10 protein-coding genes are annotated in these 12737 nt (G+C 39.6%); 4 read left to right on the forward strand and 6 right to left on the reverse strand.

What is annotated here, in order from left to right; translation table 11 throughout:
• The first annotated feature begins 383 nt into the window (after positions 1–383).
• Positions 384–1013, forward strand: coding sequence for a glutathione S-transferase family protein (locus tag ABLA85_RS09980; protein WP_367963654.1), 630 nt, complete (start codon positions 384–386; stop codon positions 1011–1013).
• Positions 1014–1317: 304 nt separating this feature from the next.
• Here ABLA85_RS09980 and ABLA85_RS09985 read toward each other — a convergent pair whose 3' ends face one another.
• From ABLA85_RS09985 to prpB, 5 genes are all read right to left on the reverse strand, one after another.
• Positions 1318–2265, reverse strand: coding sequence for a glycosyltransferase (locus tag ABLA85_RS09985; RefSeq protein ID WP_367963656.1), 948 nt, complete (start codon positions 2263–2265; stop codon positions 1318–1320).
• Positions 2266–2550: 285 nt separating this feature from the next.
• Positions 2551–4437 carry a propionate--CoA ligase gene (locus ABLA85_RS09990; protein WP_367963659.1) on the reverse strand — a complete coding sequence of 629 codons (1887 nt, stop codon included), beginning with the start codon at positions 4435–4437 and terminating at the stop codon, positions 2551–2553.
• Between the two features lie 114 nt (positions 4438–4551).
• The gene (locus tag ABLA85_RS09995; protein WP_367963661.1) at positions 4552–6027 is read right to left on the reverse strand and encodes a bifunctional 2-methylcitrate dehydratase/aconitate hydratase; all 1476 of its coding nucleotides are present in this window, start codon (positions 6025–6027) and stop codon (positions 4552–4554) included.
• Positions 6028–6099: 72 nt separating this feature from the next.
• On the reverse strand, positions 6100–7263 hold the full coding sequence (prpC, locus tag ABLA85_RS10000) for a 2-methylcitrate synthase (RefSeq protein ID WP_367963663.1): 1164 nt from the start codon (positions 7261–7263) through the stop codon (positions 6100–6102).
• Positions 7256–8161, reverse strand: coding sequence for a methylisocitrate lyase (gene prpB, locus ABLA85_RS10005; protein WP_367963664.1), 906 nt, complete (start codon positions 8159–8161; stop codon positions 7256–7258). The genes prpC and prpB overlap by 8 nt, the downstream gene beginning before the upstream one ends.
• Positions 8162–8470: 309 nt before the next feature.
• Between prpB and prpR the strand changes: the two genes are divergently transcribed.
• Positions 8471–10138 (forward strand): propionate catabolism operon regulatory protein PrpR, encoded by a 1668-nt coding sequence (gene prpR / locus ABLA85_RS10010; protein WP_367963667.1) that lies wholly within the window; start codon positions 8471–8473, stop codon positions 10136–10138.
• Between the two features lie 109 nt (positions 10139–10247).
• Here prpR and ABLA85_RS10015 read toward each other — a convergent pair whose 3' ends face one another.
• Complete coding sequence (locus tag ABLA85_RS10015; protein ID WP_367963669.1) at positions 10248–10589, reverse strand: SH3 domain-containing protein; 342 nt, start codon at positions 10587–10589, stop codon at positions 10248–10250.
• Positions 10590–11143: 554 nt separating this feature from the next.
• Between ABLA85_RS10015 and ABLA85_RS10020 the strand changes: the two genes are divergently transcribed.
• Positions 11144–11806 (forward strand): AidA/PixA family protein, encoded by a 663-nt coding sequence (locus ABLA85_RS10020; RefSeq protein ID WP_367963672.1) that lies wholly within the window; start codon positions 11144–11146, stop codon positions 11804–11806.
• A gap of 148 nt (positions 11807–11954) precedes the next feature.
• Positions 11955–12500 carry a hypothetical protein gene (locus ABLA85_RS10025; RefSeq protein ID WP_367963675.1) on the forward strand — a complete coding sequence of 182 codons (546 nt, stop codon included), beginning with the start codon at positions 11955–11957 and terminating at the stop codon, positions 12498–12500.
• The last annotated feature ends 237 nt before the right edge of the window (positions 12501–12737 follow it).

A 12737-nucleotide genomic window follows, 5' to 3' on the forward strand; every position in this document is an offset into this window, starting at 1 on the left:
GCCAAATAATTTGTTTAAGAATGTCAAAATTTATCAATAATAGAGTTAGCTGGCGTATTCTTAATAAAATAAAAGACAAATGGAATATTGATATTCCTATTGGATATATATAAAAAATAAATTAACTTAATTAAAGATGGATTGAAAAATTATTTTTCACTTTAAGGATGTAGTGAAATAATTAAAGAATCAGCGAAGATATCACGCATGTAATTATTTTACATGTAAAAATAAATAATGTTAATTTATATATTTATTTACTCATATGGTTAGAAATTGTAATGTTACATGTGCAATATTTCACCATCACACCCAATATATTTCTAATTTCAGCCAACAAAGCGGTAAATTGAAATATGAAGGGACTAACAGAGAGAAATAAAATGTATACATTATGGATAGCGAATAAAAACTACTCTTCCTGGTCACTACGTCCGTGGATTTTACTCAAAGCGCTGAATATTCCTTTCAATGAGCAGTTGAGTTACTTTGAAGATGGCAAAAGTAGTCATGAGAAATTCAAGGCATTCTCGCCTTCTGGTCTTGTTCCTTGTTTAGTGGATGGTGAGATTACCGTTTGGGATTCATTGGCTATTGCTGAATATATTGCAGAGGATCATACGCAGGTTTGGCCAAAAGATCGTATTGCCAGAGCATGGGCAAGGAGTGCTGCGGCAGAAATGCACTCTGGTTTTATGACATTGCGCCAAATGTGCGCAATGAATTGCACAAATACGCTTAAATTAGAAAAAATAACTCCTGAATTACAAAATGATCTTGATCGTCTTGATACACTCTGGGCTGAAGGGTTAAGCCAGTTTGGTGGTAAATGGCTGGTGGGAGATTCGTTTACAGCAGTAGATGCCTTTTTTGCTCCAGTGGTTTTTCGTGCCCGAACTTATGGGTTAACATTTTCTGCTACCAGTCAGGCATGGATTGATCGCATGCTTAATCATCCGGCGATGATAGAGTGGGTAGAAGCCGCAGTAAAAGAGCCTATATTAGCACATTAATTATACAGTTGGTTATTTTGGCAGTGGTAAAATTTTTGACCAGCGTACGTAATATACATGCTCTGGTTCAAAACGTGATACGAATCAAAAAAAAGCTCCGCATTGGCACGGAGCAGGAATGGGTAAAAGTAGCTGGGAAAATGTAGTACAAGAGCATAGTAATACTATGCTGCTAAACATCGATTAAACAAAAGATAAAATGAGAAAAATAAAGGTAATATCAACTAGGGTTATATGGTAACCCTCTTTTTTTTATTCATTTTTACCGTTAAAGTTTCAAATTGTCTATTCTGATTGATTTGCTTTAACGTGATATTAATTTGTGAAAGTAAAACTTAACGAATCGAGAAGTTTTTTGGGCATTTTGTTTGTTGTTATAAACTTCTTGTATTAAACGAAACCATTTTTGGGCAGTGGATTCTCGGTTATATTCTTCAAATCTTTTTTTTCCATTTGATATCATCGATAAATATAAATTTGACTGATTTCTCAATTTATCCACTGCATCTATAAATTCTGCGGGAGTTTTTGCTATCAAATAATCTAACTCACTTAACCTTATTGCTCTCATTGAGGGTTCATCATCGCAAATAACAGGGCAACCTGCATTCCATGCATTGATGAGCTTACTGGCTGGTTTTCTTATGATATTTGTATAATCGCGTCTAAAACTTATAGCAATATCTATATTGCTATAATCAGTCCAATCTTTGTTCGATTTTATAAAAGTAATTTCCCTTAAATTTAGCTCATTTTCTAATGTCTTGTCTGAAAAAAAATCGGGTAATGCATCTTCATGCCCAAAAAAACCAATGGTTTTTATTTCGTTATTATTTTTTATTCTTGGTTTTAATCCTGACTGAGGCCAGTGAGGGATGAAAATTTTTCCATTCTTAGCCTGTAGGGGATTTTGTACAACCACGTAACCAGCACCGTGTACTGATGGGCGATCAGCCTGGCAGACTATAGTATTTCCTCTCCATGGTTTAGTCTTAGAGCTAAAATTATCATAGTGTAATATATTAATGGCATTATCTTGGGTTTTATTGGTTAATCTAATGTCTAGACAATCTCCATAATAATAATTAAGGTTAATTAAAGTTTGCATGACCCAACAAGATTTTCCTTTACGATAGTATCTTTCTGAGAGGCTGTCGGGTGATGTTTTTCTATTTATTATATATTGAAAATCGTAAGCATATTTTTCTATGAAATTTTTATCTGAAATGCCATTGATAATGATTTTACTCATGCTATTGTACATATTTAGTTTTAAAATTTATAAAACATATCATAAAATATATGATATGTTCAATGAATATCTATTTTTATGGAAGAGATAAATGAAAGTAATCAACAAAGGAAGTGATTTTGAAGATAGCAAGTATATTTATTATGGAGAATTTTTATCTTTTATGGTGTTTTAACTAAAAAATAGCAGCCTTATTATTTGTGACAGAAAAGCGGTAAATATCCCACTTCCTGCCACAAAATAAGTTGGTTATTGGAATGAACTTCACTTTTATTAATCTCATTTTTAATGAGAAACCGCATCTCGTATTACGTCCAATGAAGCAGGATTTTCAATTAAAGCAATATCACTGGGTTCACGACCTTCACAAATGGCCTGCATGGTGCGGCGTAACATTTTCCCAGAACGTGTTTTTGGCAATTGCGTGACAAAATAGATACGTGCCGGACGTCCAACACTGCCAATTTTCTTATCGACCAGGCTCATCAGTGATTTTTCCAAAGTGGCAAAATGGTCCGCACTCTGAATTTCACGTCCTTCTTTGAGGACGACAAAGGAAACTGCGGCCTGCCCTTTTACATCATCTTTGATACCGATAACCGCGACTTCAGCAACATCTTCATGGCTGGCAATACACTCTTCGATTTCCCTGGTTCCCAGACGATGTCCCGAAACATTAATCACGTCATCTGAACGTCCCAGAATAAAGTAATAACCATCACGATCACGGAGCCCCCAATCGAAAGTGGAGTAAACTTGCTGATCAAAATGTTTCCAGTAAGTATTTACAAAACGGTTATTATCACCATAAATAGTTTGGATACATCCGGGAGGCAAAGGGCCTTTGATGACCAACATGCCTTTTTCGTTGTCATCACACTCCTGTCCGGTCAGTTCATTCATCAATTTGACGTTAAAACCATACATCGGGAATCCCGTACTACCAAAACGACTTGGCCTATCGTCCAGTGCTCGTGCTATCGTCATAATTGGCCAGCCCGTTTCTGTTTGCCAATAATTGTCAATCACAGGTACGTTAATGGTTTCAGTAACCCAACGTGCAGTATGCTCATCAAGTGGTTCACCTGCCAGATAGAGTGTTTCAAGAGAAGAAATATCGTATTGAGAGCAATTATCTGTAGGATATTTCTTCAGAACACGAATGGCCGTTGGTGCGGAAAACATCCTGTTGACCCGATATTTTTCCACAATTTGCCACCAAATACTGGCATCTGGCCGGATGGGCAAACCTTCATACATAATTGTTGCCATACCCGCGATCAGCGGAGCGTACACAATATAGGAATGCCCTACGATCCAACCGATGTCTGATGTACAAAAAAATACACCGCCAGCTTTACCACCAAAAATAATCTCCATTGATGTTGCCAGCGCTACTGCATAACCGCCAACATCACGTTGTACACCTTTGGGGGTTCCTGTTGTCCCTGATGTATAGAGAACACAAGAAACTTCATTGGATTCCAGCCATGTTACCGGAACCTTTGCATTCAGATATGATTGTCGCAAGGTGGCAAAATCCACATCCCGGTTTCTGACCCAACTTATCTCGGCCAGGCCACGGTTGATCATCAATACATGACGTGGTGTGTGTACTGCTAATTCAATGGCTTCATCCAGCAATGGCTTGTAGGGAATGATTTTTCCTCCACGAGAGCCTGCATCAGCAGAAACGACTAGTACTGGCTCAGCATTATCTAATCGGGTAGCGAGGCTATGGGCAGCAAAACCGCCAAAAACCACAGAGTGGATAGCACCGATACGGGCGCAGGCAAGTAAAATAAATAAGGCTTCTGCCACCATCGGCATATATATCACAACACAATCGCCTTTTTTGACACCGAGAGAAAGCATGATAGCGGCGGCCCGGTTAACTTCCTGATATAACTCCTGGTAAGTGAAGACTTGTTCAGTATTCGTTTCTGTTGAAATCGCAATCAGTGCCTTAGCATCAGGCTGTCTTTCCAGCCAGCGATCCAATGCGTTGTAACATAAATTGGTCTTTCCACCGCAAAACCAGCGGGCAAAAGGAGGATTACTGTGATCCAGAACTTGTGCAAAAGGGTGCTGCCAATGAATTCGTTTGGCTTGTTCTGCCCAGAAGACGTTGGGTTCATCAATCGAACGTTGGTAAAAATCTTGGAATGACATAATTTCTCCTAACGCAGTATTTTCCTAACATGCAGTATTTTTCTAACATGGAGTATTTTTCTAACATAATGTAAGGATAGCGGTTCCTGAAATGCGAACCGCTGAATAGGCAGATTAAACAACGTACAAGTCAAGATATTCGTTTACCGGGATGTCTTTGATATCGTTCAGTTCAAGGGATGCTGACAGTATTTTTTGTTGCTGCTCTGCTGAGAAGCGCCGGGCCAGATTGGTTTTGAACTTTTCCAGCAGAGTGGGGATACCATCGGCACGGCGTCGCCTGTGCCCGATTGGAAACTCTATTATGACTTCATCAAGCTGACTGTCATCGTTGAAGGAGATAGTCAGAGCATTGGCAATCGAGCGTTTTTCCGGGTCATGATAATCTTTCGTAAAATCAGGATCTTCAATACAGACTATTTTTTCTCGTAAGGCATCAATACGCAGATCTTTAGCGACATCATCTTCATAATCCGTAGCGGTGAGACGACCAAACAGCAATGGAATCGCAACCATATACTGAATGCAGTGATCTCTGTCAGCCGGATTATGTAACGGGCCTTGTTTATCGATAATGCGGATACAAGCCTGATGGGTACGAATAGTGATTTTGGCGATATCTTCGATATTTTTACCGAGTTTTTTCAAATGATTATGCAATTGCATGGCGGCTTCAACCGCAGTTTGTGCATGAAACTCAGCGGGGAAAGAAACCTTGAACAGTATATTTTCCATCACATAACTTTCATAGGGGCGTTGAAATTGAAATGGCTTGCTGCTGAACAAGACATCATAAAATCCCCAGGTTTTAGCCGTTAATACAGAGGGATAACCCATTTCACCTTTTTGTGCTATCAGGGCCAGAAGCACAGCACGGGAAGTCGCGTCTCCCGCTGCCCAAGATTTGCGGGAACCTGTATTGGGCGCATGACGATAAGTTCTTAAGGGTTGACCGTCTACCCAAGCGAGTGAAACGGCACTTAATATCTGTTCACGATCCAGCCCTAACATTTGAGCAATCACTGCGGTTGAAGCAATTTTGACCAGAACGACATGATCCAGCCCGACTTTATTGAAAGCATTTTCCAGTGCCAGGCAACCCTGGATCTCGTATGCCTTAATCATGGCGGAAAATACATCCCACATAGTGAGTGGTTGTTCCCCACGGGCTACAGCATTTCTTGACAGCCAGTCAGCGACAGCAAGTATTCCGCCGATATTGTCAGACGGATGTCCCCATTCAGCAGCCAGCCAGGTATCGTTGAAATCCAGCCAGCGGATAAGAGTACCTATATTGAACGCAGCCTGTACCGGATCAAGCTCGAATTGAGTACCCGGCACTCGTGCACCATTGGGGACAACCGTACCTGGCACAATCGGCCCCAATAATTTGGTACAGGCGGGATGCTCCAATGCCTCTAACCCACAGCCTAATGCATCTAAAAATGTGTGTTGGGCTGTGGCATAGGCAATAGGGGAAATGATGGTGTAATCCATGACATAATCCACGATATCTACAATCACCTGATCATATTCGGGACGAGCATTAACACCGGGAGTTAGTGTAGAAGCAGGAATAGAGGTAGACATAATCAATCCTTTTTGAAAAATTGCATGTAAGGTATGAATCAGTACTATTTAAAAGGCAATGATCAGTTGGTGTCAGCGCTGTTCAATTGGAACAAAGAGCAAATTTTCCGGGCCGGTATAATTGGCAGAAGGGCGAATAATTTTGTTATCAACACGCTGCTCAATAATGTGTGCAGCCCAACCGGAAGTGCGGGCAATAACAAACAGTGGAGTAAACATAGCAGTGGGAACGTTCATCATGTGATATGATACGGCTGCAAACCAATCAAGGTTTGGGAACATTTTTTTCTTATCCCACATCACAGATTCAATTCTATCCGCAATATTAAACATTTGAAGTGAGCCTGTCTCTTTGGAAAGAGTCAGAGCTATATCTTTAATCACTTTATGGCGTGGATCAGAAACGGTATAAACCGGATGGCCAAAGCCAATGATCACTTCTTTTTTTTCTAATCGCCTGAGAATATCGGCTTCTGCTTCATCTGGTGTGTCATAACGCTGCTGAATTTCGAATGAAACCTCATTGGCACCGCCATGTTTTGGCCCTCGCAGAGCTCCGATTCCTCCAATAATGGCGGAGTACATATCTGAAGCTGTACCAGCAATCACGCGGCTGGTAAAAGTAGAAGCATTGAATTCATGTTCTGCATATAAGATCAGAGAAGTGTGTATCGCCTTTTCCCAAGATACGGGGGGGTATTTGCCATGCAAAAGGTGAAGGAAATGGCCGCCGATAGAATCATCATCGGTTTCAACATCAATACGGCGTCCGTTATAACTATAGTGATACCAATAAAGCAGTATGGAACTGAGGGAAGCAAGTAAACGATCAGCAATATCACGGGCGCCAGGGAGATGATGATCTTCTTTTTCCGGTAGAGTACAACCAAGAACGGAGACACCAGTACGCATGACATCCATTGGATGGGCGACTGCGGGCAGGGCTTCCAGCGCAGCCTTAACGCTGCTTGGCAAACCACGCAATGCTTTCAGTTTGGTTTTGTAAGCGGCCAACTCCGCACGGGAAGGGAGTTTTTCATGGATTAACAGGTAGGCAACTTCTTCAAATTCGCAATGGGCTGCTAAATCGAAAATATCATAACCCCGGTAATGTAACTCCTTACCATTTTTTCCAACAGTACAAAGTGCGGTATTACCCGCAGTAATTCCCGATAAGGCAACAGATTTTTTGGGTTTAAATGGGGTAGCTTCAATCTTTGTATTTTGTTCATTCATGTGTATCACCTCTGTTATTTTTCTGGGAAAACAGGGCATCCAGTTTCTGTTCAAAATCGTAGTAGTTGATGCTTTCATACAGTTCATTACGGGTTTGCATCATACCGAGCACATTTTTTTGAGTGCCATCGCGACGGAGTGTGGTATAGACCTGTTCTGCGGCCTTATTCATGGCGCGAAAAGCTGACAGGGGATAGAGGGCGATAGAGACATCTACGCTTCTTAACTCTTCGAGGGTAAAGAGCGGAGTGGCTCCGAATTCAGTGATGTTTGCCAGTACTGGAACCTGAGTTATTGCAGCAAACGTTTTATACATTTGTAGCTCAGTCATTGCTTCTGGAAACAGCATATCTGCTCCTGCTTCAATATAGGCTTCGGCTCTATCAAGGGCAGCACTCAGTCCTTCTACTGCCAATGCATCGGTACGAGCCATAATGACAAAATGTTCGTCGCTACGGGCGTCAACGGCGGCTTTGATACGGTCTACCATCTCATCTTTTGAGACAATCTCTTTGTTTGGCCGATGACCACAACGTTTTGCACCGACCTGATCTTCAATATGTAGTCCGGCAGCGCCTGCTTTAATAATAGACCGAACTGTACGGGCAACATTGAATGCTGATGAGCCAAATCCGATATCTGCATCTACCAGCAGTGGTAAATCACATACATCAGTGATGCGCCGTGTATCGGTCAGCACATCATCCAGTGTTGAGATGCCAAGATCCGGCAAACCTAATGAACCGGCTGATACGCCGCCACCGGAAAGGTAGATAGCTTTATAGCCTGCTCGTTTTGCCAGTAATGCATGATTCGCATTGATGGTTCCTACCATCTGTAACGGAGATTCTTCTTTTATTACCTGACGAAAAGTCAAACCAGCAGAATAAAATCCCATGTATAACTCCATTATTATAAAAATGAAACTAATTTGTATTAAATTGTTAATTAAGCAAAGATTGTGCCAAAAAGTAAAAATGGGGGAAGAGTAATTGAGATGGATAATGAATTTATTTTTATTTTCTATTTATAATCAATATATTAATTGGTTTTTCTATGTTGTGGTTTCTGATTTCCTATGAGGTATAGTATATACTTGTTTTAAAATGAACCTGGTGATGTTTCAATTTTGTTTCATTATGGGGAAATGAAACATCGTAAGGAATTGTAAAGAAAGGACGGGCAGAAAACGCAAAAGGGGAAAGATATGATACCGATACAAACCGAAGAACGTGATAATAGTAAACCGGTTATCTGGACAGTTTCCATCTCCCGCCTTTTTGATCTTTTTCGAGATATCACCCCAGAGTTTAATCATCAGGCTGATATCACACCAATCCATCTTGGTTTTGAACAAGCGGTGCAACATATTCGCAAACGTCTGGAAAACGAACATTGTGATGCCGTGATTTGTGCCGGATCTAATGGCTCATACCTAAAAAGCCGCTTATCAGTGCCAGTGATCATAGCCAAAGCCAGTGGGTTTGATTTTATGCAGGCATTGGCTCGCGCCCGACAAATTAGTTCCCGCATTGGGGTGATCACTTATCAGAGTACCTTGCCTGCTTTGGAGGAATTTCAGCAACGTTTTAATCTGCACATTGAACAACGGAGTTATGTGACAGAAGAAGATGCCAGAGCGCAGGTTAATGCCTTGAAAGCGATTGGTATTCAAGTGATTGTAGGTGCTGGATTAATCACCGATCTGGCTTATGAAGCTGAGCTGGTGGGCGTGTTTGTTTACTCTGCTGCTTCTATCCGGCAGGCATTTCATGACGCTTTAGATATGGCCAAAATGGCCAAACTTAATCAAGCCGTGATTTCACCTTATCCTGCTAAAGATAAGCTGCGGATCAGACATACTATCAATGACATTCGGGGAAATTCCCCTGCAATAGAGCGTGTGCGCAGCACAATTATGCTATATGCCCGTTCAACGGCTACCGTATTGATTCAGGGAGAAAGTGGTACAGGTAAGGAGTTGGTTGCACAGGCTATTCACCATGAATATACCTTGCGTTATGGTCAGTTAAAGGGAAAGCATCCACGGCCATTTGTTGCCGTCAACTGTGGGGCGATTGCTGAGTCGTTATTAGAGGCTGAATTGTTTGGCTATGAAGAAGGTGCGTTTACCGGATCCCGACGAGGTGGGCGTGCAGGATTATTTGAGATTGCGCACAGAGGAACCTTATTTCTGGACGAAATTGGTGAAATGCCATTGCCATTACAAACACGTTTATTAAGGGTATTGGAAGAGAAATCTGTCGTCAGAGTTGGGGGATATCGTCCAATTTCGGTTGATGTCCGCATCATTTGTGCAACTCACTGTGATTTGGATCAATGGGTACGCGAAGGGCGTTTTCGTGTCGATCTATTTTATCGCTTAAACGTATTGCGGATTAATCTTCCAGCATTACGGGAGCGGGGAAATGATATAAGTATGCTGGCGCTGGAATATTTGCGGCGGGCATTTGCGACACTCAATTTACCTGTTTCTGCTTCAAGAGTACGTGAACTTTCTCATTGCGATGAGATATTGCAATCTTATCATTGGCCGGGAAATGTGAGGGAATTGCGTAACCTGATGGAGAGAATCGTTCTCTACATAAGTGCTAATCCTGAGCAGGTATTGACTCCTGCATTAATACTGTCACTTTCGCCTGAACGTCAGGTTGATATTGGTGCAACAAACAATAACCTGCAAACGCAGATAGCCACTTTCCCCTTTAAAGAAACATTACTGTCAGAACATGATATTTCAGTACATGACGTCGTGGCACGTTTTTCAGGCAACCGTCAGGCAGCAGCAGAGTATTTGGGGATTAGCCGTACAACATTATGGCGGAGACTGAAACAGACGCAGGGGAAAAATTAACTGAAAAGACCCTTATCTTTCTACTAATTAAGTAATTTACTTGTTAATTTACGGTTAGAAAGATGACTGTAAGTTGAAATTTTCACCGGAATAGGGAAGTAATACTCTTTTAAAACTCTACGCAACCTTGTGGTATCCAGCCTGTTTCACCACATCTTTTATGTGCCAGAAACCAACCGTTTAATAACTTTTCCAAATATAGACATTCGCCGATTTGTACAGTTAATTCGTGAGCGATGTAGTTTTCTGTACAGATCGCTTGATTAGTTTGGATGAAACAGAGGATTTGTTGCGGAACCCAACCACTTATTTCTGATGTATCTGTCGCCCAAACCCAGTAAGGATACTCTATATCACTGTGACTGATTACAACAACATCGCCAGCTTGTAAGCGAATTGGATTTGGATAAGCGCTGACATAATTTTTGATCACGATACCTTTACCAAACATGTTTTCTCCAGATTTAGCTTAATTTAGCTGGTGGAATGATAATAAGTAATTATACATCGAATAGAATTGTATATCTATGTAACTTCGACGGTCAGATATTAAAAGGAAACGGATAAGAGAAAAATTATTCTGTTTTATTTTACGAAAAAACTATCAATGATGTTATGTTATCATTTTTATGATGAATTTATTTTTATCTGTTCTTTTTAAATCCGAAATGTCAACGAGTTAATGATGACAAATTAATTAAAAATTTATAACCATGATTATTTTGAAATGTTTTGATAAATAATCATCATTATAACATGTAAAGTAAATTATTATGTTTAGCAGTTAAGCAGCATATTATTGGTGATTAATCTATATAAAATACAATTTAACATTTCTTTATTGTGATAAAAAAATTCTTTATAAGGACACTTTTTGAGACTTGGCTTTTATATTATTTTGTTATGATATGTTCTGTAAGAAGCTTATAAATAAAACGCAGGCCCAGTGCTATGTTGGTCGCGTAGCAAAACATACTAATACCATAAACAAATGAGGGTACTATAATGTCTAAAATGATTGATGTATTAATGGGTGTAAGAACCGAAGATATTATGAATGATTTTGGTAAACTTAGCAAAGATATTAATAGTCCAGTTTCAATGTGGTCTGCGGATGTTTTCAAAAAATATGTTACTTACATCCATGAAGATGAAACAATGACTTCTGTTGATGACTCAGGTAATTTAATGGTTAAATGCGATGTGGGAGATGTAATTCGCATGAATTTAATAACATTAAATAATAATCCTGACTATTCTGTTGCTATGATGAAGATGGATCCAATGATGAAGATGGACTCCATGATGAAGATGGATTCCATGATGAAGATGGATTCTATGATGAAGATGGATTCTATGATGAAAATGGACTCCATGATGAAAATGGACCCGATGATGAAAGTCATGCAGGGTGACATGGTTCAAATGCTGGAGCCACACAAAATGGTTGCCAGCACAAAATACATGCCCGTTGTTGACGTAAGAAATCCAATGGATGTGGATATGCAGAAAGTGAGAAGTTGCTATTTGATGACCAGAGTCAACATGATGCCTCCTATGGGCACTATGCGTGTAATGTATTATGAGTGTATTTTGGGAATATATAAAGAAGGCATGTTGCAGGGTTACATTGCTGCAGAGCCTGGCCTTGTTCTGGATAACAGATAATTTTTATCAGGTAAAAAACTGAATTAAATTTAAACTTCTTAGGTCGCGCAGATGCGCGGCCTTTTTATATCAGTAAAGTCAAGTTATCTGTTGGATTAGCGGTAGGATGAAATTGTTTTAAATTTTAATAATCATAAATGAGGCATTTATGTCAGAAATTAATACTCCAAAATTTGCTTTTGCAGATTATATGTTGGTTGCTGATATTACTTTAGGAATTAAAGTGCATAAGATAAATAGTTTTGTTGATAATATTTCTTGGGGATACTTGAATAAACCAAGGATGGAAGTTCCAATAAAGGGAACAGTACCAGATTATGGTTCTTTCGATGTAATAAAAAATAGCACAGGATTTGCTTATGTTATGATATTTGGATGGAATGAGTATGTTAAATTTGATAATAATGAACATCCTGAACTTCAAAATATCTTTACTACGCCGAAACTTGTTTTTTCTGTTCTTACTTATAATAGTCAAGAAAATTACAATGACATAGATAATTACTTTAAAAATAAAGAGCTTCATATAACAATTGGTGATGAAAAATATAACCTTGGTAAACGTGTACGTAGCTTAGTTGGTACAGTCCCCTATGAAATTATCAGTTGGTATGAAGGTTACGATTCATTAAAATTTAGCACTGAATTGAAAAAAGCGGGTGAGACTAAGCGTCTTTGTATGAATTGGATATAACTCTATTATATTTATAATTGAATTCAAGGTTGTACTCTGCTGTGACTTGATAAGAAGAACATTTATCCCTGTTAGCGTATATTGACAGGTTTTTCTTTGATAATTATATTAAACCATCTCAATTGCCTGTTAGCTTTTGAATTTTGGCCATGATTCCAATTTTGGTGATGTCTCTCATTTATTGATGTATTGGTCGACTGCTGATAACGGCACATTAAGCGCTGATAATCACTATAT

The organism is Xenorhabdus sp. SGI246 (assembly GCF_040838225.1).
In the GTDB taxonomy this organism is placed as follows: Bacteria; Pseudomonadota; Gammaproteobacteria; order Enterobacterales; family Enterobacteriaceae; genus Xenorhabdus; species Xenorhabdus indica.